Source organism: Natrinema salaciae (assembly GCF_900110865.1).
In the GTDB taxonomy this organism is placed as follows: Archaea; Halobacteriota; Halobacteria; order Halobacteriales; family Natrialbaceae; genus Natrinema; species Natrinema salaciae.
Genome location: NZ_FOFD01000007.1, coordinates 261762 through 284073, shown reverse-complemented (window position 1 = coordinate 284073; position 22312 = coordinate 261762). Strand labels below are relative to the sequence as shown.

The 22312-nt window shown below is 55.3% G+C and carries 30 protein-coding genes and 2 pseudogenes; 17 read left to right on the top strand and 15 right to left on the bottom strand.

Annotated features, from left to right (window positions below; all coding sequences use genetic code 11):
• The 4 genes from BMX07_RS21345 to BMX07_RS21335 all read left to right on the top strand — a co-directional run.
• Nucleotides 1-598 (top strand): winged helix-turn-helix domain-containing protein (locus BMX07_RS21345; protein ID WP_139210982.1); only part of this gene is annotated, 598 nt, incomplete at its 5' end.
• A 615-nt stretch (nt 599-1213) separates the two neighbouring features.
• On the top strand, nt 1214-2194 hold the full coding sequence (locus BMX07_RS23995) for a hypothetical protein (RefSeq protein ID WP_139210981.1): 981 nt from the start codon (nt 1214-1216) through the stop codon (nt 2192-2194).
• A 290-nt stretch (nt 2195-2484) separates the two neighbouring features.
• On the top strand, nt 2485-2766 hold the full coding sequence (locus BMX07_RS21340) for a DUF7692 domain-containing protein (RefSeq protein WP_090622115.1): 282 nt from the start codon (nt 2485-2487) through the stop codon (nt 2764-2766).
• A gap of 274 nt (nt 2767-3040) precedes the next feature.
• Complete coding sequence (locus BMX07_RS21335) at nt 3041-4537, top strand: carboxypeptidase M32 (protein ID WP_245742186.1); 1497 nt, start codon at nt 3041-3043, stop codon at nt 4535-4537.
• Between the two features lie 128 nt (nt 4538-4665).
• Here BMX07_RS21335 and BMX07_RS21330 read toward each other — a convergent pair whose 3' ends face one another.
• From BMX07_RS21330 to BMX07_RS21295, 8 genes are all read right to left on the bottom strand, one after another.
• Complete coding sequence (locus tag BMX07_RS21330) at nt 4666-5058, bottom strand: PD-(D/E)XK family putative nuclease (RefSeq protein WP_090622163.1); 393 nt, start codon at nt 5056-5058, stop codon at nt 4666-4668.
• 167 nt (nt 5059-5225) lie between these two features.
• Nucleotides 5226-6401, bottom strand: coding sequence for a hypothetical protein (locus tag BMX07_RS21325; protein WP_090622109.1), 1176 nt, complete (start codon nt 6399-6401; stop codon nt 5226-5228).
• The gene (locus tag BMX07_RS21320) at nt 6398-7201 is read right to left on the bottom strand and encodes a hypothetical protein (RefSeq protein ID WP_090622107.1); all 804 of its coding nucleotides are present in this window, start codon (nt 7199-7201) and stop codon (nt 6398-6400) included. The genes BMX07_RS21325 and BMX07_RS21320 overlap by 4 nt, the downstream gene beginning before the upstream one ends.
• Nucleotides 7198-7404: a hypothetical protein gene (locus BMX07_RS21315; protein ID WP_090622105.1), complete on the bottom strand. Its 207-nt coding sequence runs from the start codon at nt 7402-7404 to the stop codon at nt 7198-7200. Before BMX07_RS21315 ends, BMX07_RS21320 begins: the two co-directional genes overlap by 4 nt.
• On the bottom strand, nt 7401-7943 hold the full coding sequence (locus tag BMX07_RS21310; protein WP_090622102.1) for a DUF8063 family protein: 543 nt from the start codon (nt 7941-7943) through the stop codon (nt 7401-7403). Before BMX07_RS21310 ends, BMX07_RS21315 begins: the two co-directional genes overlap by 4 nt.
• Before the next feature lie 3 nt (nt 7944-7946).
• Entirely contained in the window at nt 7947-9653 is a 1707-nt protein-coding gene (locus tag BMX07_RS21305; protein WP_090622099.1) for an Env/VP5 family phage fusion protein, read from the bottom strand.
• 87 nt (nt 9654-9740) lie between these two features.
• Entirely contained in the window at nt 9741-10271 is a 531-nt protein-coding gene (locus BMX07_RS21300) for a hypothetical protein (protein WP_090622160.1), read from the bottom strand.
• A 12-nt stretch (nt 10272-10283) separates the two neighbouring features.
• Entirely contained in the window at nt 10284-10718 is a 435-nt protein-coding gene (locus tag BMX07_RS21295; protein ID WP_090622096.1) for a DUF8023 family protein, read from the bottom strand.
• Between the two features lie 86 nt (nt 10719-10804).
• Here BMX07_RS21295 and BMX07_RS21290 point away from each other — a divergent pair, with 86 nt between their 5' ends.
• Both BMX07_RS21290 and BMX07_RS21285 read left to right on the top strand, forming a co-directional pair.
• Nucleotides 10805-10993, top strand: coding sequence for a DUF8053 family protein (locus BMX07_RS21290; protein ID WP_090622093.1), 189 nt, complete (start codon nt 10805-10807; stop codon nt 10991-10993).
• A gap of 245 nt (nt 10994-11238) precedes the next feature.
• Entirely contained in the window at nt 11239-11499 is a 261-nt protein-coding gene (locus BMX07_RS21285; RefSeq protein ID WP_090622091.1) for a DUF7386 family protein, read from the top strand.
• A gap of 74 nt (nt 11500-11573) precedes the next feature.
• Here BMX07_RS21285 and BMX07_RS21280 read toward each other — a convergent pair.
• Nucleotides 11574-11942, bottom strand: a pseudogene (locus BMX07_RS21280) (IS5/IS1182 family transposase); the annotation flags it as partial.
• A gap of 104 nt (nt 11943-12046) precedes the next feature.
• Between BMX07_RS21280 and BMX07_RS23990 the strand changes: the two are divergent.
• The 3 genes and pseudogenes from BMX07_RS23990 to BMX07_RS23980 all read left to right on the top strand — a co-directional run bounded on the left by BMX07_RS23990 (nt 12047) and on the right by BMX07_RS23980 (nt 14081).
• Nucleotides 12047-12778, top strand: coding sequence for a hypothetical protein (locus tag BMX07_RS23990; protein ID WP_139210980.1), 732 nt, complete (start codon nt 12047-12049; stop codon nt 12776-12778).
• A gap of 89 nt (nt 12779-12867) precedes the next feature.
• A pseudogene (locus BMX07_RS23985) lies at nt 12868-13029 on the top strand (ISH3 family transposase); the annotation flags it as partial.
• Nucleotides 13030-13181: 152 nt separating this feature from the next.
• Nucleotides 13182-14081: a hypothetical protein gene (locus tag BMX07_RS23980; RefSeq protein ID WP_139210979.1), complete on the top strand. Its 900-nt coding sequence runs from the start codon at nt 13182-13184 to the stop codon at nt 14079-14081.
• Between the two features lie 166 nt (nt 14082-14247).
• On the opposite strand, the gene BMX07_RS21270 is transcribed toward BMX07_RS23980, so the two are convergent.
• Both BMX07_RS21270 and BMX07_RS23975 read right to left on the bottom strand, forming a co-directional pair.
• Complete coding sequence (locus BMX07_RS21270) at nt 14248-14520, bottom strand: hypothetical protein (protein WP_175480234.1); 273 nt, start codon at nt 14518-14520, stop codon at nt 14248-14250.
• Between the two features lie 279 nt (nt 14521-14799).
• Nucleotides 14800-15618 (bottom strand): hypothetical protein, encoded by an 819-nt coding sequence (locus BMX07_RS23975; protein ID WP_139210978.1) that lies wholly within the window; start codon nt 15616-15618, stop codon nt 14800-14802.
• Between the two features lie 524 nt (nt 15619-16142).
• Here BMX07_RS23975 and BMX07_RS21260 point away from each other — a divergent pair.
• The 4 genes from BMX07_RS21260 to BMX07_RS21250 all read left to right on the top strand — a co-directional run bounded on the left by BMX07_RS21260 (nt 16143) and on the right by BMX07_RS21250 (nt 18023).
• Nucleotides 16143-16394, top strand: coding sequence for a matrixin family metalloprotease (locus BMX07_RS21260; protein WP_090622081.1), 252 nt, complete (start codon nt 16143-16145; stop codon nt 16392-16394).
• A 197-nt stretch (nt 16395-16591) separates the two neighbouring features.
• Nucleotides 16592-16870, top strand: a complete 279-nt coding sequence (locus BMX07_RS25335; RefSeq protein ID WP_245742185.1) for an AAA family ATPase — start codon at nt 16592-16594, stop codon at nt 16868-16870.
• Complete coding sequence (locus tag BMX07_RS21255; protein ID WP_245742184.1) at nt 16863-17600, top strand: Cdc6/Cdc18 family protein; 738 nt, start codon at nt 16863-16865, stop codon at nt 17598-17600. The genes BMX07_RS25335 and BMX07_RS21255 overlap by 8 nt, the downstream gene beginning before the upstream one ends.
• 141 nt (nt 17601-17741) lie before the next feature.
• Complete coding sequence (locus BMX07_RS21250; protein WP_090622079.1) at nt 17742-18023, top strand: hypothetical protein; 282 nt, start codon at nt 17742-17744, stop codon at nt 18021-18023.
• A gap of 2 nt (nt 18024-18025) precedes the next feature.
• Here BMX07_RS21250 and BMX07_RS21245 read toward each other — a convergent pair whose 3' ends face one another.
• Genes BMX07_RS21245 through BMX07_RS21235 form a run of 3 tightly spaced genes read right to left on the bottom strand, consistent with a single transcriptional unit; the run spans nt 18026 to nt 18856 of the window.
• A complete protein-coding gene (locus BMX07_RS21245; RefSeq protein WP_090622076.1) occupies nt 18026-18277 on the bottom strand; it encodes a type II toxin-antitoxin system HicA family toxin in 252 nt (83 codons plus the stop codon).
• Nucleotides 18278-18535 carry a type II toxin-antitoxin system HicB family antitoxin gene (locus BMX07_RS21240; protein WP_090622073.1) on the bottom strand — a complete coding sequence of 86 codons (258 nt, stop codon included), beginning with the start codon at nt 18533-18535 and terminating at the stop codon, nt 18278-18280.
• Between the two features lie 54 nt (nt 18536-18589).
• Nucleotides 18590-18856: a winged helix-turn-helix domain-containing protein gene (locus BMX07_RS21235; RefSeq protein WP_090622070.1), complete on the bottom strand. Its 267-nt coding sequence runs from the start codon at nt 18854-18856 to the stop codon at nt 18590-18592.
• A 234-nt stretch (nt 18857-19090) separates the two neighbouring features.
• Between BMX07_RS21235 and BMX07_RS21230 the strand changes: the two genes are divergently transcribed.
• The 4 genes from BMX07_RS21230 to BMX07_RS25330 all read left to right on the top strand — a co-directional run bounded on the left by BMX07_RS21230 (nt 19091) and on the right by BMX07_RS25330 (nt 21309).
• Nucleotides 19091-19504 carry a PadR family transcriptional regulator gene (locus tag BMX07_RS21230; protein WP_175480233.1) on the top strand — a complete coding sequence of 138 codons (414 nt, stop codon included), beginning with the start codon at nt 19091-19093 and terminating at the stop codon, nt 19502-19504.
• Nucleotides 19497-19832 carry a hypothetical protein gene (locus BMX07_RS21225; protein ID WP_090622060.1) on the top strand — a complete coding sequence of 112 codons (336 nt, stop codon included), beginning with the start codon at nt 19497-19499 and terminating at the stop codon, nt 19830-19832. Before BMX07_RS21230 ends, BMX07_RS21225 begins: the two co-directional genes overlap by 8 nt.
• Complete coding sequence (locus tag BMX07_RS21220; protein ID WP_090622057.1) at nt 19825-20901, top strand: tyrosine-type recombinase/integrase; 1077 nt, start codon at nt 19825-19827, stop codon at nt 20899-20901. Before BMX07_RS21225 ends, BMX07_RS21220 begins: the two co-directional genes overlap by 8 nt.
• Nucleotides 20902-21036: 135 nt before the next feature.
• Nucleotides 21037-21309, top strand: a complete 273-nt coding sequence (locus BMX07_RS25330) for a DUF7563 family protein (protein WP_090622051.1) — start codon at nt 21037-21039, stop codon at nt 21307-21309.
• A gap of 35 nt (nt 21310-21344) precedes the next feature.
• Here BMX07_RS25330 and BMX07_RS21210 read toward each other — a convergent pair whose 3' ends face one another.
• A complete protein-coding gene (locus BMX07_RS21210) occupies nt 21345-22232 on the bottom strand; it encodes a hypothetical protein (protein WP_139210976.1) in 888 nt (295 codons plus the stop codon).
• Nucleotides 22233-22312: the final 80 nt, after the last annotated feature.

Here is a 22312-nt window from a genome sequence, read left to right as displayed (position 1 = left end):
GGAGTCCGCGCCGTGGGAGTTCGAGCGGCCGACAGGCCGCCGTAACATGCTCCGGCAGCGGTACGAGGATCTCGCGACGGACATCTATCGGGAGGCGCTGAAGGAGTCGACCACGGCCGTCTACGACATCCTCCGGGTGATCGCAGAACACGATGGAGCGAACTACGATACCCTCGTCGAGCGGACGGGGCTCGCGAGATCGACGGTGCGGTACCACGTTCGCCGACTCGCCGAAACTGGCGTTGTCTCTTGCGAGGGCAACCCGGTGATGGTGTTCTTCGTCTCCCGCGTCGTCCTCGAGCGGGCCCGCGAGATCCTCCGCGAAGTCCGCCCGGAGGATACGCCGGAAGACATGGACGAACGGGCTGATGGACGCCGTGAGCGTCGTGAGGAACAGCAGGAGGCCGACGACGGGCAGACGGACGTGGACGACGAGGAACCCGACGAGAGCACGCACACCGAGACCGAGATCGGCTTCGAGTACCTCGAGCGACTGAGCGCGTCGATCCATGACCTTGCCTCGCTCCGCGATCGCGGGCGGATCGACGATCGCGACGTGAGAGTCCGCGTCGACGAGCTGCCGCCACCGCTGCAGTAGGCCGTCGTCGGTCCGGTTTGCGTCGCCGAATAGCTGCAGCACGCGCGTTCTTTCCTTTGTTTCTCGACTTCCTATCAGCGTAAGTCACAGTCTCGCTCAGTACACTCCCTTTTCGAGCGGAGTATCACTTCCACCAAGGTGTTAACGGCAACAGTCGGCGAGATCTGGGCCAGTTTCACCGACTCGAGGAGACAATAGAACCGGCGAAGTAGCAGTGAGTGATGCCGATTTTGGCCGCTTCAGCGGTTGGCTCGGGTGTCGGGGTTGCCGGGTACCCCTACGGTAGGTGCCCCTAAGGGGGCGGGGCAATTGCGCGGCGCGCAGAGCGCGCGCCGCGCTAGCGAAAACCCAGACCGGCCGATTCGAGACAGTACAGCGGTGCTTCTCTACCGATTGGAGGGACGGATCCTTGATAACGAGTATTGCCAAGTCCGCTTAGGAGGGACGGAATTAGATAATAGCTGAGCGGCAAGTACAGGTGAACCTATTATCATCGCACCTGCCATCTATTCGCGTTAAATTTGACTGAACCTATTGTTCAGAATCCAAAAGCACTTATCAAGAGCTATATCAGAAAGGGTTATGAAAAGACGGGGACTTCTTGCTACAGTTGCCATGGGATCAGTTGGTCTTGCAGGATGTACTTCCGATTCTAAGGACAGGGACACCGATACCGAGAACAGGAATCCCGAACAGGGCCAGAGATATTCTTGCTACGACGAGATGATATACAGATTAAACCCGATCGACATATATGAGGATGTGCCAGTAGCAATAGATGGTCTATATGATTGGTCCCCTGATAAATCCATACCGCCTGTACCGAATTTAATTCGTCAGTTAGTCAATGGAGAAACGAAAACGATTGAGATGTCAGAGATAGCACCTCTTGAAATACTACCGTATTTTCGAGATGGAGAAAAAGTATATAAATTTAAAAAAATATTGAAGAATAAGGAGCGTATAACTGCTCCAAGCTATACCGTCCAGTACACGAATACTTCCGCTGAAGATGAATACACATATTCGTTTTCCGATCTCCCTGCTCATGATCAATGGCGGTTCTATGAGGAATTTGTCACGGTGCGAAACGACTGCTACGCCGGTTATTCTGATCCAGAGAAGAGAGAAAATTCGGTGATGGCCAATAGCAACCAGGGCCTTTATATCGGATTCCCGTATGATATGTCTCTAACCAAACAAGAATCAGAGATATACTATAAATTGGATCTGAGAGGTGACTCATCTCAACTAACTAAGGAAATACAGTATTCTGCAAATATAATTGCAGAAGATAGAGGTGGGTTTGATACTGAGTTCCAAGATAGTTATAAATATTGGACTCGGCTCACCGACCTGGATGAAGATGTAAGATTATTAGTAGAAGAGGCAATAAACGGAGAGTTCAGAGAGTGTGTAACTGGAACAGAAACAGAAGATATTCGCACCACCGTTGAGAAATTTGAAGAGTTGATTGGAGTGTTGAAGGAAGAGGAAAGGCGCAATAGTAGCCGGTTTAGATCTACGTATCCGAAATACATTCAATATAATGGAAATTGGTATGAATTTCACAGGAAAAGGAACCCTGTTCAGTGACACTTCTGCATTGGGCATTGTTGTGAACATTTCGCGGTGTTCAGCTATCTCTGAGTGAATAGAAGACAGTGAAGTGTCTTTCCGATCGACTGCTCGGGGTTGTACGTCGCGAAGATCAATTTCCCGAATATGAACACGAGTCGAGTACACCCGTGTTCATATTCGATCGATTTTCCTTGAGATCGCCCCAGCCGTCACGTCGATCACGTCGGGGGCTGACCCTCTCTTTATAAACTGGACTCGCTCAAGTGAACCGAAAAAACTAGGAATAGCGGGTTGTGTTCACGGCCATGTCTCAAAATGAGACGCCCGGATCAGTTCGAATCCGGACCGACGAAGGTAACGAATGGCGATACGATGCTATCCAGAAGGCCGCAACGTTCTACGACTGCAACCGATCGAACGCCGTCGCGTTCGCCTGCTCGGACATCGACCAGCTCGTCTCGGCAGCGCGACGCGTCCTCGAGCGTGATGATCTCACCCTCGAGCAGCGCCGGGAGATCGCCGAGACGCTCTCAACTCGAGCAGTCACGTTCGATGTTGAGACTGAAGTCGGTGTCACCACTAATTGACTCTGCTATGTATTCGAAATCCACATGACTGAAACAGCCGCTCGGTAAGACTGCGAATGCCGCACGAGATTCTTTTCGATCTGTAGCCGTCGTGAACGGGGAACTAGCCTTTCCAGACGTGTTTTCACGAAGCGGTCCCGCAGTGAACGCAGCGAACAAGGAAAACCCACGAGAAAAAGATGGCTGACTCTGAAGAAGTATTTATTAGCCATAATTTCCGGATAATTCATCCTTTATCCGGCAACTCATACGAGGGACGCTCATCTGTGTTGTTGTGACAGATTCCAATAAGGAAGCATACGAGATGCTCATCGACCGTTATCGAAGATTTGTCTCCATTCATGATGCAAACGGAGTTCTCCTGTGGGACGAGTATGTGACGATGCCAGAGGGAGGTCGTGCTGTACGAAGCCAACAACGGGCAACTCTCGAAACGCTCGCCCAAAAACAGATCACGGACTCCGAGATCGAGGAACTGCTCGACACTGTCGACGAGGATCAACTGACTGATGCAGAGGCTGCGAACGTTCGGGAGATTCGACGTGAGTATGAGCAGGCAACCGGCGTACCGACATCGATCAAGGAAGACCTCTCTGAGCTAACGTCTGAAGCACATCCTGCATGGAACGAAGCCAAAAATACGGATGATTTCAGCGTATTCGCCCCGTATCTGAGAAAGATCGTCGAAAAGAAACGTGACTACGCAATCGCGGTCGATCCAGACACAGATCCCTACGAAACGCTGGTCGGTGAGTTCGTGCCCCAACTTGACTTCGATACGGTCGAACGGACGATTCTTGGGGTGAAGAACGAACTACTTCCCCTTCTGGAGGAGATTCATCGATCAGACGTCAGCCTCAACACGAACGCCGTTCACGGCGACTACGATGAAAAAGAGCAGTTTGCGGCGGGGCGTGACTTATTGGACCTGATAGGCTTCGATTGGGATCGTGGACGTCTTGACACGTTCGATCAGCCTGGGACGTTCGGGTTCCCATCTGATGCCCGAGTCTGCACGTGGACTGATCGAAGCCTCTACCAGACGCTCTATACAACTGCTCACGAGGCCGGTCACGGTCTCTATGCGCAAGGACTCCCCGAAGAGAAATATGGAACCCCGCTAGGACAGGACCGAGGCACCTTGGTCCACGAATCTCAGGCAGCATTATGGGAGAACCGAGTGTTCGCTCACCGGACATTCTGGGACACCTTTTTGCCAACCCTCAAGGAGCGGTTCCCGGATATAGATGCACCGGCGCAAGAAGCCTATGAGAGCGTGAACTACGTGAGAGAGCGAAATCCGGTCTGGGTTGAGGCCGACGAACTCACTGGGCAGATCCACGTGTTACTCCGCTTCGAGATTGAACGCGACCTGATCAATGGGAACATCAACGTTGAGGAAGTGCCAGCGGTGTGGAACGAGAAAACGGAGGAATACTTCGGCGTTCGTCCTGACACGGTGGCCAAGGGCTGTTTACAGGACATCCATTGGGTACAGGGAAATATCGGTTACTTCCCAACGTATACACTCGGTAACGCACTGGCAGCACAGTTCACTGCCGCTCTCGAACGAGAACTGGGAGACATCGGAGATCTGATCAGAGACGACGAAATTGACCGCATTCTAGAGTGGACCCAGGAACATATCCATCGACATGGACGACGATACACGACTCCGACGCTTATCCGGCGGGTAACCGGTGAGTCTCTCTCCGCAGATGATTTCATAGACTATACGACTAGAAAATATTCTAAACTCTACGACCTGTAGGGGGATCTACTGTCCACGTCGTTCGTGCCAGCTATCGTGCTGAATATATCCGCTGTACTGAACGATACGTGCTTCACCTATACTTCGCGATTCAGTGGATCATGTATGAGATCCAGAACCATTCTTTATTATCCGGAGTCGAAAATCGAGTCGATCGAAATTTTCGCCTGTTCGGTTCCACGATGATCGCCGCCGCCGTGCCACCGGAGTAGCGGGAGATCGCTCGAGTTGACCATCTTATCGCGGAGGATCGTGCAACCGGAGGACCCATGTGGCCGGTAAACGACGAAACAGTACCAGCCGTCGTGCCGCCGGAGTTTCTCGTGATACTCGCGGTAGACCTTCCAGTTGCCGGGCTGGCCGTCCGCGTGTTCGTGCATCGTCGACTTGATTTCGACGGGTGTGCCGTTCCCGAATCTTGCGTCACGCCAGCTGGCCCGCTTGAGTTCGAAGCGACGCTTTTCGGCCATCCGTTTCTCGACAGCGGTCCCGAAGTGGTTCGCTCGCTTCGAGCGATTCACACGGACCACGCGCATCGCGCGCTGTTATATATATTCCTCCGCTGGCCTCGAGGTGCGCCCATCGTTCGCTTTGCTCCCGATCGGGAGCGTGCGCGGTGGGCCGTGGGCGGTGGGCCTCTCTCTAAGGGGGGGCAGGTTACGCTTTACAGCTTTCCACCCCGACGCAGTCATGCAATCACCCGCTCGACGGTGTCAACCCAGTCTCGCTTCTCGCCGCCCTCATCGATGTCGTTCCACCAGTTCGAGACGGTAGCATGACTGTACGGGACGAATTCAGCGGTTTCGCGGGCAGACATTCCCTGTTGACGACACTCTTCCATCGTCCAGGCGGCGACCCGTTTCACTTCATCTTCCGCGATCGCCGGGCCGTCGTCCTCGCTCGAGGGAGCCGACCAGGACCAGTCGGCCTCGTCGTTCGTGTGGGGTTCGAAGTCAGCGGGCGGAATACCCGTGAACGGCCGCGGGTCTACGTCCTGCAGTTTCCCGCCGGAGATCCGATCTGCGACGATCGCCTTCCCCTTCTGGTTGCGGTCGGGCTTCTTGATGATGGTGCCGACGCGCCAGAGCATCGGGTGAATCGACGATTCGTCGTGACCGATGTAGATCAGCATCCCGTTGTACTTCCGGATCTTGAACACGAGCGGCCCCATCAATTTCCGGACCTTCTGGCCGTCTTCGCCCGCGCCAGAGGCGTTCGTCGAGAACTCGTCACCGACGAACGCTTTCGGTCGTTGTGAGTTTTCGACCGGATCGCCGTCCTGGCCGACCCACTCCTCAAGCAGCGGGAAATTGGGAATCCAGCCGTCTTCGACGGTGCCGTCGTCACGGACCCAGTCGTCGTTGCGCTCAAGCGTGCGGATATTCGATCCGACGAGGAGATTGCCGTCGACCCAGCGATCGCGCAGCTGTAGGAGGAGGCACGCGAGGTTCGTTTTGCCAGCACCCATTTCGCCGAGCACGACGATCACGGGCGCGGGCCCGGCGACGATCTCCTGGAGGCGAGTGATCGCTTTGATACCCGAGAGGTCGGCCTGTTGGCTCGGGTCGCCGATATAGTGTTTCAGCGTGAGCGTGTCCCCGTTCTCGAGGGCGTCACGGGCGGTGTGGCTTCCCTCGCCGCGGAGGATATCACGGTTCTTCTGTACGTCCATGTACGTCGCTGCTGCTTTTCCCTCCCACCGGTCGGGATCGTGGTGGAGCGCACGGACGGTCATCTGCCGGTCGATCTGTTCATCGCGGACGAATCCTGAGTGCGGGAGGACTTCGTCGGGAGCGCGCCCGTGGTTGTCGTCCTGGTACTCTCGGAAACCGCCGACCGTGTAGTTGTCCTGTTCGTCGCTCATCGGTCAGTTCCTCCGTCGGTAGCTGGCTGGTTCGCTCTCGATTCGTCCGCCTCGACGGGTGTCCGCGGACCGTGATCATCGGTATAGTCGTCGACGTACTGGGTGATGTCCTTGATCTCGTCTACGTCTCGAGCCTCGGCATCGTCTTTCGCCGCTTCGAAGCGATCCTTGACAGCTGTCCGTGGATTCATCAGCCCTCGCTCGTCGGCCTCGGCTTCCTCGTTGATCACGTCGCGCTGGATCTCGAGACCCATCTTCGAGATCCGTCCACGGAGTCGGTTGTACTCGAGGAAGGCGTCGACGAGATCGCCGTGGACGTCCTCGAGCATGGCCTTGATCGTGACAAGTTTGGAGTCCGCGAGTTGGCTGAAATAGCAGCCTCGGACGACGAGTTGGTCGGTGTCCTCGTGATAGGTGAACTCGCGGACTTCGAAGGCGTCGCCGTCGTTGCAGTGGTACGGGGATGGCCCCTCGACGGTCTTCTCCTTCCAGACTTCAGGCGCGACGTAGAGTTTCCGCCGTGTGTCGTCGACACCGTTGATGTGGTAGACGGTTTCCATTCGTCGGTTTCGGAGCTTTCGAGCGCCGGTAACGAAGATCGCGATCAGCGGCGGTCCCAGGAGGATCGCCGCGGCGAACCAGCCGAAAACGATCGGCGGGATACCGGGAACCGACGGCCGAATCCAGAGGATCGCGATGCCGACCGAGAACAGCACGGCGAAGACGAGTAGCTGGGCCTCGGCGACGATGTAGGTGATCCGATCCTTCCAGTTCGCGAACGTCCCGCTCGTGTCGCTCATGCCTCACCACCTCGGTTTCTGAGGACGATACACGCCGCGAGGTAGCTGTTTCGACGCTGCTGTGCGTCTCGCACTTCGTCCCACAGTTCTGACTCCAGGAGTCGGTATCGCTCGTCGTTCGCTTTCGCGATTGACTCGTAGAGTCGGCCGTTCAGATCCTGTACGGCGTCGTCCCAGTGGAGATACAGTGTTTTCGGGTTCATGCCTCGATCACCCCGGTTTCTTCGGAGTGAACGACGTACCAGGCTCCGAGTGCTGCACATCCGACGGTCATGACGACACCGGAGAACAGCCCCGTTTCACCGCCGAAGTGACGGAACGGGTTCGACTCGGTCGTCCCGGTCGAGACGATCGCGCCGGTTCCCTGCTCGAGGGACTGTCGGGTGGAGATCGCGACGGCGGCCCCGTCCCGATCGGCGACGACGAAGGTGACTGTCTGGGTGCCCTGCTCGAGCTCACGTTCGGCGTAGTTGAAGCTCGTCGTTCCCTCCTCGAAGGCACCGGCCTCGGTGAGCGAGATCGTAGTCGGTTCGTCGGCCTCGATCTCGAGGGAGAACCGGCCCGGTGAGTAACTCCAATCGATAACCCTCGTCTGATTGTCGATCGTCTGCACTGAGTCGTCCGGGGCCTGTGCGACCGTTTCGTTGGTGACGTTGCCGTCCTGCGCGGCGACTGGCCCAACGCCCATGCCCATCGCGAGCGCCACTGCCACGACGGTGGCGAAAATGCAAACCCGTCTCATCGGTCAGTTCCCCACCCCCGGAATGAGGTCGGTCACGAACCCGACGACGGCCAGAACGACGACACCGATGATACTGAGTCCGAGCCACTGACCGCCCCCCTCGAGTCCGAATCCGTCGGGGAACAGCGGGCCGCCGCCTCCGCTCTCATCGATAACTACCTCGATCGTCTGTTCGCGAGCCTGTTTCTCACTCTCTCGATTCTCTCGGAAGATGTCCCGAGCTTCGCTCGGACTCGTGTCACCAGTGACAACCGCTCTCGAGTCGAACTGCAGAACACTACCACCGCTGTTGATTCCTTCAATCGTGAACGGCCCAGTGAGTTCGACAACGTCACCGATCGTGTTGCCATCAGCGTCCTCATACTCCAGTGCCATGTAGATGCTACCAGGGTAGACAGACGGGTCAATCTCAGTGCCGACAGGAAGCTCGGTATCGGCCACATCGCCAGTGATCGACCAACCGAGTTTGCCGTCGAACGACGTCGTCCCGTCACCAGCAAGTTCACTACCGGAGTCGGTGGTGTTGTTGGCAGTAGTGTTGTCCGTCGTGTTGCCGTCACCGCCGTCTACAGTGTCAGCGGCGGACACGTCGAACGAGACACGTGCCGGTTCGACGGCTTCAGACAACCCGAGCGACCTGAAATACAGCGCTGCCTCTTGCCAGCTATCAGCCTCGGCGACCGTATCGAGCATGGCACCAGTAGACAACATATCAGTCACAGACAAATCACCAGCCTCAATACCGTCGTAATGCGTCTCAAGCAGAGCCTCAATCTCGTTCATGACCGTGGTGTAGCCGTCCTCGATCTCGGCGAGCACGTCAGCGTACTCATCAGCATTCGCGATCGGCTGCCTACCACTCAAGTGGTCAAGATCGTAGTCCTCCGCGTTCACGCCGTCGTAGGCGGCTGGGTCCGGCTCTTCGATCCCGACGATGACGAAGTCATACGAGTTTCCCTCATAGTTATCGGTACCAGGAGTATTGAACACGTCCCACTCAATTTCACCGTCAGTGGTACCACCAGTCTCGTTTTTGTACATGACCGGCACAGTCGACCCATCATGTAGTTCCACCTCTCTCTCTTCGAGATCACCGTGCGTCTCGGGATTGTCGTACGTTTTGCCGGTGTACGGGTTCCGAGTGTACAGCACATTCAAATCGATCGCAGGCTGGATGATCTCCTCCGAAATCGAATTAACACGGGTTGCGATCGACTCCTGGGGAATCGCGAACCTCTCCGCAATAGCATCCTCCGCTGCATTCCGGGCATCTTCCCGAGTTCCGCCGGTTGCAACGACCTCATACATGGACATAATAGCCGCCTCGCGAGCGGCATCCTGCAGGTTGCGACCGTCGCGCTCAAGCGACGCCAGAAGCTGCTCGTCGCTCACCTCGTAGATTTCGCGCGCCTCGTTGTAGATCTCGAGGTGATCCTCGAACTCCAGGGCTTCTTCGACGCCATCAACGTCACTACCATCGTAGCGACCAGCGATGTAGCTAGCAGCAGCGACCGCAGCGACAGCTACCAACAGATGGGGGAACGCAGCAGCACGCCCGATTGGCGAGTATCGCGGAGCGAACTGGTCGACGGCCGCCGGAGCCGAGACCATCGTCCCGCCTGCGATCGCCGCGCGCTTGAACAGCCCGCGCCGAGTCATGCTCGAGCCGGCCGCGTCTAACTCGGTGGGCTGTGGGCTTTGGGCTGCCATTAGAGCACCCCCGAAGCGATCGCCGCGTCCCTGTACAACTCAGCGTTCGTACTGTCGAAAATTCCTAAATTCATGGGTCTCACCTCGTTAGTCCCGCATCGTGTACACAGCCGCCCCGATCACCGCAAGGCTGATCACCCCGATGCCGACGAGCATCCCGTTGCCTTCGAGGCCGCCTCCGCTGCCGATCACGCCGCCAAGGAAGCCAGAACTGTCATCGATCGATGCGGTGTCGACAGTCGCGGGTCCGGTGACGGTCACTCGGTACTCGTTACCCAACTCTAGAGAGTCCGTTTGGTTGAACTCGGCCTCGGTCGTGTTGCCCGGATCAGACGGTATGACGCCCTCAAGGGCGACTGTCGCGTTCGCGGGATCAGCCGCGTACTCGGTTTCGTTGTAGAACACGACCGCCGCGGAGGTATTCGCGGGGTCCGTGATCGATTCGTTCCAGTCGACCGAGACGGTGATCGGCTCGGTGTCGTTGGTGAGCTTAACCGTCTCGTTCGTACTGTACTTGCCAGTCTGTGCACCGCTAATTCCTGCGAGTCCCGCGGTCACGACCGCAGCGAGCAGTAGTAGAATCCCGATTCGTTTCGTCGACGACGAGTGGTCGTTCATATCCCGAACCACCTACTTGTAGGCGATGAGGTAGAAGCCGGCTCCGTTCAGAAACACCATGAACCAGCCCAGCGGCCACGTCGACTCGAGAGTGACGGCGACGGCCGGCACGAGCGCCGAGAGGATGTTTAGGATGAACATCAGCAGCAGGACGACCGTCTCCATGTCGGTGTAATCGTCGATGGTCGTCTGGCCGTTCGTCACCCAGGCCGTGACGACCGTGACGATCGAGACGACGAAGCCGTAGGTGATCTCGGTGCCGTGCGACGAGTAGAGAACCCCGGCAAAGCCCGTGTTGAACGGCTCGTTCAGACTGAACGTGCCGACCGCCGCGACGGAGAACGTCGCGAGCACGAACAGCGGCGCGAGCACGCTGTCAATCAGGTCAACTCCGTCTTCACGCCGTACCGCGCTCGGCACAGCGTTCTGTGGGAGGCTAAGTGCCATACGGCCGATCGTCAACCCCACCCGTCTAATATCTCAGCTATTTGGCTAGTCATTAAGTATAATAGGTAACGAGTTGCCCGCCGGATATGGCGATTCGAAAACTGCAGGAAGTCGGTGGCGGGTCGACTGGTGTAACCATCCCGAAAGACGACCTCGTCCTCGAGGAGATACTCGACAAGGACGGGCAACTCGACGGAGACTATCATGCCCATGTCAACTACGAGGGCGAAGGAGAGTGGACGCTGAAGCTAATCGAGTTTGATACCGACGAATGAGAGAATCCACTGAAACCGGGTCCTTGAGACTGACCCCCTGGGGTTGCTCGCGAATGTATACAGAGGCCTTGATGTATGCACCCTGCCGTGGGCGATGGGCTCGCGGGGTGCATAGAATCGGGGCCGATCCGGCTGGCCCCCGCCGTGATCACGCTGAACTCCTCGCCCCCATTCATAAAGAACCGCCCAGTCGCTCACCTGCGAGCGACGCGAATCGACCCCCCGTACATACCTTCGCTTAAACCATGGCTAAACGAACCAGCCTGAAGCTCACTGACGAACGGCAACGAAAACTCGACCGTGCGAGCGCGATCATCGCCGAAGACGAGTACGACGACCCTCCAATGTCTGTCGTGATCGACGCTGCGCTCACTCATCTGCTTGAGTCGAAGGAGAATCTCGACAGCGCTCGAAATGAGTTTAATCCTGAAATGATACAGACAATCGCAAACACACCAGTAATCGGACTTCAATATCGGACTTGTGTTGAAAGCCGATATCGTTAGTCAATACCAAGTGCGGAATCTATGACTTCCTGATCATCTATACCGAATTCGTCAATATCTTCAACGAGTTCAGTAGCCTGCCCGACGAGCCTGTCGAAGACAGCGTCAACAATGTGTTCGAGGTCGGTGAGAAAGCGACCAATCCTGTCTCTAGATGGCGGTTTGTCGAGTCCGCAGTAATACCAGACAAGGCCGTTCTGAAGTTCTCCTGTAACTGGGCGCGTACCGTAGACATCCTCGTAGTAGCAGTGCAGAAAGCCACGAAAGAGATCTGGTGACTGACGCACTCGTGTTCGCCCCCGGCGAGCGGGGGCGAACACGTCGTACTCCAGCAGAAACTCGAACGCAAGATGATCAAACAGCGGTACTGTCTCGGTAGCCGCCGCATCCAAGAAGTCGTCTACCGATGCTACGTCTTGCAGGGCGTTGGTACTGCTGGACACAGTTTCCAAACCCTGCGGCCTCCCACGGGAGGCTTTCCATGATACGCTCCAGTGGGAGAAAGATAAATTTTATATACAGTAAGAGATAAAATGTTGACTGAGTCATGAAAGAAGGCTATAATGATATCAATAGGCGTAGTGTTCTCAAATCAACTAGCGGTCTTATTGGTGGCAGTCTCATGGCTGGCTCCGCCGCTGCGGCAAAGGACAAGAAAGCGATTGGCAATCAGAAAGCCAACAAGTTCGAAAAACTCACAGATTCGATCACGGTCGCCAACGGTAAGGCAAAAGTGAAAGGTCAGGTGAACGCACTCGGGAAGGAAAAAGCGAAACGTCGGACATCTGGGAAGGAAAAAGTTGAGATCTCTGCAAACGGGAACTCGCTCACATTCACTGCCCAAAAAATTGCTAAACAAATGAATGAAGGTGTAGAAAAAGGATACTGGAAAATAAAAGAGAGTGCCGGCGAACTTGACGTTGATCTAACCGAAAAAGGGCGTAGTCGATTTTTTAAGAGTGACAACAATCGAAGACGTCGGTTCCAGGCCCAAAGCCACTGTGATGGGAAATCAGAGATTAGCGGCGACGTGGCCTATCTTGATGACGACGCCACTGATAGTATTCAGTGGGGAAGCGTGTTAACTGCCGGCACCTTCACTATCGCTACTGCGATCGCCGGCTATTTTGCAGCAACTGCATTGGCGCCGATTGTGATGGCAGCGGCGGCCGTCCTCGCGACGGTGACTGCGGTCTATATCAGTTTGACTAATGAAGGATGTGGCATTAAAATCGGGACTGATTCAGAAATCGTATCTTCACAGCATTGTGACTGCTAAGACTGGTACTTCCCAACCGACGTAATCAGCTGAATCGTATCGACGAGTTGATCATGAGAAAGTCTGCGTCTGGATGTGTTCAGCATCCGTTTACAGCCGTCGTCCGACCGCGAAAGGGTGGGCGCGACCTGCCCGAACAGTTCACATTCCAGACGTTCTGTGGCTGGATTCGCCACGAGCTAGAAGCAGAGGTAGCGCGGCGGTGGAAGATCGAGACGAACGTATCGGCGTCCCGATGCGTACGCTCCGGTCACGGGCTGGCCGTCAGCCCGCGACCTTGGGCCGGCGAGTCTTCAGTAACAGCACTCGTCAGAAACCGCTTCAACTCCCTCCTTCACGCTGAGGTCAACACTCAGTTTTCAGCGTACCTAAATACTTTATACGCACCACATCAAAATCAGATATGAAATATAATACCGAAAACTCAGTAGTTTCACCGGATGGATTGGGTCCTCGATTCAGCGTGCTCGTCGGCAGCTACGTAGCCGCGCTGATTGCGCCGACGCTTACTCTGTTCACTGTGGAGTATTTGGGCTTGCGCAGCAAAGTGCTTGCATTCGCCGTTCTAGGAACGATTGGTATTACTATCGGTTCCGGGACGGCATTCCTAATAACCGACAACGGACAAATAGCCTCTTGGCTGAACTCTGGTTGGGTAGCCTGGCTCTTCCCGCTTTTCGGTCTCGTTCCAATGATGGCTTACCATTTTAGTGTCCTCGAGGTGGTCGCTGTCTATCTCATCGACCCGGCTGCCATCCCCGTGTCAAGTCTCGTCGGCGCGACTGGGTTCCTACTCGGGATTGTCGCAGCAGTGGCAGGTGAGATTGCCATACTCACGGCTCGTAATCGGGTTGCGTCTTCCGCTATCGCATCCGAGAACGTCCTGATAGAATGGACTTCCAGGTGGCCACGGGCTCACAGAATAAAAGTGCAGATATTCACCATGGTCACTGGATTGGTCCCAGTTGGGCTACTTTCATTTTGGCTTCCTCCACATCTGACTGTGTTAAATGCTCTCGTTGTCGTCATACTTGTTGGTACAACAAACACACTGCTATCTGATAGAGCGTATAAGCTTACTCCGGCTGGGTTAGAGCAGCGTCGGAGTGGAAGTGGAAAGTTGGTAACCTGGCACCAATTTATACCAAAGTCACAGATGAAATATGTTACAGTATCGAAGAATGATGTAATATTACATCGATCAGGTCTTTTACCGAGTATTCGATTCGATCGAAACGATCTCCGGTTTGATGACGAAGAAATCATCAACAATCTCGAAGGATACCTTGATAGACGAGAATAAGGTGACACAGATTCGTCCCATAGTGTGATAACCCTGCCTCACGGAGCGTCTTCTTGCCCTGTGCTTTCGCCTCGTCGTCGCTATCACAAACTACGAACGCGGAGACAATCCGGGAAGCACGATCATCACGATATGAGAAGAGTTCTATGACACCCTCGACGATTTGTTACTCACCGATGGTCCACGTCGACTGGTACTCGAGGGGCAGCTCGTCGACGTCGAGAATCTCCGCGATCTCCGCGGCGGTGAGTGAACCCTCCTGGTCGGCACGGCGGATCAGCTCGGGGACACACCCGTTCGGCTGCGCGGTCGTATCTCCCCGCATCTTGAGGTAGTAGTCCGCAGCCGCGTCGAGCGCGCCCGAAACCGTACTCTCACCCGTCGCTTCCTTCAAGTACGTCCACTTTCGTTCTCGAGCCTCGGTTTTCTGGATTCGCATCGCGATTTGCACAACCCCTTCGAAATCCTAGGATTTTCCGGTGACTCAAATCACGAGCCCATATAAAGAGCGCCCGATCGGGGCCGGTGGCCGGCGTGATCGTCGCGACGATCGTCCCGGCTCGCGGTTGATCTTGCACACCCAGACTCGAGATCGATGTGCAAAATCGGGAATCGGATTTTGTCGACGTGCGACCCCTTGAAGAATTTTAAGTTATACATCGTTGCATATCTTCTTGCGAGGATTCCAATGACTGGTAACAAAGCCAAAATATATGGTTTAAATTGAAAACACTCCACTGATAAGAAGTGCAATCGCAGCATAATCTATAAAACTAAGGGTAAATATTGTGTAAGACATAATCTTGAGGAACTTCTTGTATCTGTCTACAGCAAAGAAAGTCTCGGCTTGAGAAATCCATTTTAGTAGAATGGGCGCATCGTACAGAAGGGTCACCAGTATGAGTATAATACCGAATAGATGAAATATTGTAGCCATAGCGATCAATATTAGTAGTATGATTTTAGATGATGCATGGGAGATATTATAGAGGTCTAGCATTGACAAGACTGCGGCAAAATGCACGAAGGGGCTACTGATGCCAAGGAGAATAAGACCCGTAGTTGTGAACATTAGGATATTCTCATATGAATCTACAAGCTTTGGATCGGGTGTATTCTCAGATGACGCTAGTTTATATATCTGCCACCCATTGATGTTTGATATGCTATCAATTCCTGTTTTATCCATAGATTTAGATAATTTCTCAATCTTAGCTATTGACTCGATATTAGCTTGCTCCATGGATTCAGTTAGTCCTCTAATATCGGTTCGGTTCATAGCATGAGCTAATTTCTCTGTGTTAGCCTGTTTCATACTTTCTGCTAAATTCTCAATCTCTTCTACTGTCTCAACACCAAGCTGATCCATAGCATCAGTCAGCATTGTTATTTCTATCTTTCTCTCAGGAATATTTTTGTGATATGATGTTTGTTCAGTATGCAGGTTATGATATTCGCGAAAGACAGCAAATAATCCGACTAACCAAAGAATGCTAAGAGCAAAAAGCGATTCAATAAGTATTGTCAGAATATCCATATGGCTTGTCACCATGGCGCTCAATACAGTTCTTAGGAATATTTAATTATTTTATAAAGAAAATGCACAGTATTTTTCCATGGTATTAAAATAACAATTCAAAAACATAGCTATTATTATCCTAGTGTGTCAGAATACCCCACATGAATCGTGAGAGTCGGCTATCGACCGGGGTTGGTATTTGTTCTGGGTCTTTCAGTATACTACCTGAGACGGCAAAAAATACCGAAGCAGTTGAAATGTTTTATTGTGAATACTATCCGTTATCCAACTCAAGTTGAATTATCATGTTTGTCAGGGCGTTACTTGGGACTTGAAAGGTGGCAGTGGGTGAGCTTGATGATCATTGCTGTCGCCAATACCGTCGTCCAATCAACGCTCGTGGTTGCGACGGAGGGGTCACCGGGAACAGATCACCAACCCGTGAGTGAGGCTGCACTCGCCTACTGGGAAGGCAATACCAGCGACGAGTATGCAGGTACCCGATCGAGTACGAACTCGAACCTACAGCGGAGAATCCAGACGTGGTAATCAGATGGGTTGACGAGATCGAGCACTGCGGCGAAACCACGGAGACGGAGATTGCTGGCTGCGCTCCGATCATCACTGATTCCACGACATCATCCGACCGGGTCATCATCCGAGTCGAAACCGGACATTCGGACTCGGCGACCAGAGAAATAATAAAACACGAAATTGGCCATACGCTCGGACTGGAACACGACGATGAGCCGCAGGACGTGATGGCCGTCGAGGAACACAGCACTGACAGCTAGGTGAGGTGTGCCTCGCCATTGATCTGTTCTCACACCGCACATTGCCTGTGATCAGCGGTGCTTGAACCATCATGATTTCTGCTCGAAACAGCATCCGTTATCAGCCATATAAATCACTGAAATAGGCACGGATAGTTCACCCAGTAATAATAATCGTATCCGATAGATGTTAATAGAAAAAGTAATTCTTAGGAACTATGATCTCAGACGCTCGAGCCCTCAGACCCTCTCATATCCCGAGTGACCTCTATCATCGAGATGCGAAGATTGAACAGTTGGCTGACGCACTTCGGCCAATCGCAGACGGAGATATAGGTCAGAATGTGCTGATCTTCGGCCCGAGTGGGACGGGAAAGACCACACTTGCGAGGTTCGTTGTTCGCGAACTCGAGCGCGAGACACTCGATTTCCGCTGGGGATACCACAACTGTATCCGGGTCGTCGAAAGCCGAGGTCCTCCACGGGATCATGCGTGACGCGGACCTCGGTGCGAACCTCAAGAAGTTGGGCTCGCCGACGAGCGCGTTCGTCGATCGACTTCGCGAGAGCGACAAGCGCGTCGTCGCGATCGTCGACGAGGTCGACGTGCTCGAGGACGACACGACACTCCAGGCGCTCATCGACATTCCGAATGTGACGATCGTCGCGATCACCATCGACGAGGACGACCTTTTCGCACACCTTGATTCTCGCGTTCGGAGTCGACTCCGAAGCGCGGAGACGATCACACTTGACCGGTTTACGCACACGCAGTTGGTCGATATTCTGCAAGCTCGTATCCGTGCCGGACTACGGCCGGGAACGATCTCTACTGACGCAATCGACCACATTGCTGACGTTGCTGCAGGAGATGCTCGCGAGGCGATCGGCATCCTCCGTAGCGCCGCGAAGGCCGTCTCAAGGAACAGCGATCGCTCGCAGATCACGACCAGCACCGTCGGCGAAGTTCGCACCGCCGCTCTGGAAGAAATCCACCTCGAGCGCGTCGAAGATCTCGGGACGCACAAGCGGTTGCTCTACGATATCATCGAATCGGCGAGGGAAGTTTCCGGCTCGCAGTTGCACGAGACCTACGAACAGCGCGCGCACAATCCGAAGGCGAAGAGCACCCGCCGCCGGTACCTCGCGAACCTCGAGGAGAAGTACGGGCTGATCGAATCGAACGGAAACGGGAAAGGAAAAGTCTACGCCGTCCCCGACTTCTGAGTTTTCCGTTCATTCCGTCCGTTTTCCGCTCACCGGAATAGAACCGTTCTATGCTCTGATATCGACATCGAGAGCCGTTTTCGCCTATTTTCCGTTCAGCCCCGCTCTGGTCTTATTCGTATCTGTGACTTTCACTCGCTCATGTCTGTCAGAACAGACCACTCGAGATCGAGCGAATCGCGGTTACGCCAGGAACTTGACGACGGACGTTCCGTCGACGTCGAGATCACCGGCTCGCCGGACAACAAGAAGCGAATCGACGTTCGGGTCGAGCGTGGGCGGCACTGGGTTTTCGCCGTCCAGGATCAGACGGCTGGTCTGATCATGACGCTAAACGCGGACGGCCAGCGCGTCGATGACGAGATTCCCAGCTGGCTCGAGCCGCTACTCCGACGGATCGGACTCGAGGGGATGGAACAATGAGGCTACAGGTTCTCGGCGATCCACTCGCACCAGGCGTGAAAGTCCTTCGCGCCGCACTGGTTAGCGATCGACTGCATCGTTCCAGTCGGGATCTTGTCTTCCGAGTGCATCGGCACAGTGACGATCCGGACCTCGTCTGTTTCGGGGTGGTCGTACCGAAGCTTCAGGTGACTCCCCTTTCGGTCGACCGGTCTGTAGCCGTGATCCTGCAGGACTTTCGCGATTTCCTGTCCGGAAAACGTCGTCCGAACCATCTACTGCATGAATTCGGGGAGCTCCTTGTCACCGCTCGCATCGGGATCGAGTCCCCACTCCTCGAGGTCTTCGTCGGTGACCGGCTCACCACCGCCCTCGTGCAACTCGAGGGCTTCCGCGAGCATCGCCAGCGCTTCGGACTTGGTATCTCCGAACGATGCAACACCGCTCTCGAGGTCGACGGCGGTGATACTCCCGTCGTCCTCGTGGACGAACTCGACGCCCTCAGTGCGGTCGTTGCGCGTTGCACTCGCCATATAGTTTCCCGTAGGGCAAAGACGGTGATAAGCGTTCGCTCCGCATCGAACGCGTCAGTCCTCGGCAGGCTCGAGTTCGCTCGCGTCGAGATCCCCCTCGAGATAGGCGTGACCGTCGTCAGTGATTCTGTAGTAACCTTTCTCGTCAACTCGTTCGATAAGCCCTGCAGAAGCGAGCGGGTTGAGCCGCTTTTGGACTGTCGTTCTTCCCTTGTCGATGTTCCAGGCAATTACTGCAGGAGTAAGTCCGAGTCCGGTGTCGAGAGTTTCGAGGATGTAGTCATCGGTTGGCAACTGCATCCACTCCCCCCGGTGTCTCATTACCGGCGAATCGAAGACTTACCGTTTACATGCCCCGGTGTGCGTTGCTGGCACATCCAAACACGCTCAAAAGTGAAACTAATCAGTGAATGGTTTTATTACCATAGGGTAGAGACTGGTTTGGTAACGCGAGTTTCACGTGGACCCGACTGTCCGTTGGGTCCGTTCGGAAAATGCGGGCCGGTGTTGATGGCACCGGGTCCGCGCGGCTCGCGTAAACCAGGCACGCAAGCCATGTACGACGACAGTTCGCGGGGTCTTGAAAGCCCCGACACGACAGACGCATCGACCGTTTCTGACCAGCGACTTGTGGCCGACGGCGGCACGACGTGGGGTGATCTCACCGGGTTCCAGCGTGACACCCTGGAGGCAATCGCTCGCCTCGAGCACGATGACGAGACCAGTTACGGGCTCGCGATCAAGCGTCACCTCGAGCCCCAATACGGTGAGGTGAACCACGGACGGCTGTATTCGAACCTCGATACGCTCGTGGAGCGCGGGCTCGTCGAGAAGTCCGCATTCGACAAGCGAACGAACGAGTACACGCTCACGGGCGATGGCCGGAGGCTGCTACGCCAGCGCGTCGAGCGCCTCGCAGATACCTTCGAGATCGAAATTGGTGTGACCGACGGTGGTCGGAATGAGTGACGAGTTCCTCGCCCTGGAGGCGCAACTCGAAGTCCTCGAGCGGCAAGCCGATGCGGTCGAACGACAGACCGAGGCCCTCGAGGCGATCGCGACGGAGATGCGCTACCAGAACGCGGTCCTCGTCGAGATGGTCGCCTGTCTCGACGACCTCTCGGCTCGCGTCGACGAACATCACATGCCGGACCACCAGCCGCACGATCGGTCCGGACCCGCGCTGCAGACGTGGATTCAGGATCGGCTTTTCGAGCGCGACCAGCTCGAGGACGATCACCCGCAGTTCCGCTGGGGCAGCCCGGAGAACTGGAACGGTGGTGATCGTGATGAGTAGGGACCGCCGCCGGCCCGAACCCGAGGACTTCACCCCTCGCGAGGCGGTCCGCCGGTATCTTCGCCGACGGGAACCCGATTCGACCGAGGGGAGCCTTCACGGATGGGAGTACCGACTCAAGCTCTGGATCGAGTGGTGCGAGTCGATCGGCATCGAGACCGTGGGTGAGTTGCGCCCGTACGATATGGACGAGTACTACGAAATCCGGGCGTCGGATGTCGCCCCGGCCACCCTCGAGGGCGAGATGTGGACGCTGACGCAACTCGCCGAGTTTCTCGAGGACCTCGGTGCCGTCGAGGATGGGCTGGCCGACGCGGTCCGAATTCCTGATCTCGACCCGGAGGATCGATCGAACGATACGAAGCTCCACACTGAGGACGCGGCCGCGTTGCTCGAGTTCTACCGGAACAGCGAGACGAAGTACGGGACGCGCGCTCACGCGTTTCTCGAGCTAGCTTGGTTCACCGGCGCGAGACAGGGTGGCCTCCGGGCGCTCGATCTCCGTGATGTCGAACTCGGCGAGAATCCGTACGTCGACTTCCGCCACCGCCCCGATACCGGGACGGCGCTGAAGAACAAACTCGGCGGTGAGCGTCCGGTTGCGCTTACGGACGAAACCGCGGCTGTCCTTCGGGAGTATCTGCAGAACGACCGATACGATGTCCACGACGACCACGGTCGACAGCCGTTCCTCGCGAGCGCCCAGGGTCGCCCGAATAGTAACACGCTCCGGGTTTGGAGTTACCTTGCGACTCTCCCCTGTAATTTCGAGCCGTGTCCACACGGGCGGGAGCGGGACGCGTGCCAGTACACAGAGTACGGTCACTGTAGTAAGTGCCCGAGTTCTCGGTCACCGCACCAGATACGGACTGGTTCGATCACGTGGTTTCTAAACCGCGGATGGCCGCCGGAAGACGTTGCCGAGCGGGTCAATGCGAGCGTGAAGACGATCGAACAACACTACGACAAAGCCGACCCACACGAGCGGCGTCGACGCCTCCGAGATCGGATGGAAGAGCGCCGTCGCCCGCTCGTGAATCAACTCTCCCTATCTGCCAATGACAACTGAATCATACAAAAATCGAAATCGGCGTATAGAAGCCACCGAGGGTATCGATAATAGCGGCATCTCCGCGCTGCGCCGGCCCACTGGATACATATCCTTTTTCCCACCTTTCCTCACATGTAGCGGCCGCTCTACGGGGTGGTCTGCGTGACGATCGCCCCGTGGTCAACGGTCGATCGATCGACGTGTCTCCACTGTGGTACTCACGTCACTGATCGGTTCCGTCGCGTCTTCGGTGACGACGACCAAGCCCATCGCTGCGGCGACTGTGATTCCGACATCCGACTGAGTCGCGGCTCCGACGCTGGCCTCGGCGGTGGGATTCGTGTCTCGAGGCCAGCGTCCCCTCTATGGGATACTGTGACCGCTCGAACAAAACCGTCTCAGATACGTACGTACGACGAATTGTGAGCTTTGGTTGCGATAAAAAACGATAGATTACTGAACTACCACGGATCGACGTGTCCGTCGGCCGCAACACGGAGTTTTGGGTCCATCGCATAAGCCGGCCATGCGTAGGTATCGTCGGTAATTTCTGTCTCGGACCGGATTTCGCAAACACCATTCATCGATGTGACGCTTTGGGCGTTATCACCGTCGCCATCAAAGTACACACCGAATTCGCCTCCAGAGCCTTGGTCGAAATTCTTTGGATATACTGTGCCATCCTTGACATAATAATTGCCGCCGACGCTAGCACCGGATCCGTTCGGGAGCGTCACGCTAGCACTAAACGTGTGCTCTTTTTCATCAATCGATTCTGAAGACTTCGGATCAAAGTCAATGACTCGGAAATCGTCGTCCGTTACGTCGACGTGAGCTTCCATCTCCTGGATTGACACCGTATATCCGGTTCCCCCCTCGGGATAAGCCGTCAGGTGGTGCCAGATGAAGTACACGTACTCATCATCGATCTGATCCACTGCACGGTAGAGCGTCAAATGGCCTTCCGCAGTACCGTAGTCAACAGTCCCAGACCCGTTCGTCAGGTCAAGATCGGTGCTGAAATGCGCAACGTCGGTCACGTTCGATGTGTTAACATCGTTAGACTGGATCGTGACCGGTTGCGTGCCGTTGGATTGCGTCGTCAGCGAGTTACTGCTGAGCGTTGCAGTTGCCACACCAGTATCTAACTCACCTTCCGAAATATTCCTGTTAACTGGTTCATTGTCGCCATTCTCAGCCGCTCCCGTTCCTGCGAAGAGTAGGCTTCCCGCGATAGTTGTTCCACCAATTTTCTTGAGTACGTTCCGTCGACCACGACCATTGTTTCCGGACATTGCGCTCAGAAATGGTAGTTGGTTTTCATTATATTTTGTTACTGTCTTCTTCACCAGAATGTCCGGGGAGATATTTTATACGAAGGGGCCTCGATCTATTGTGGATGATTATGAACTATATACTTGCCTAGTTA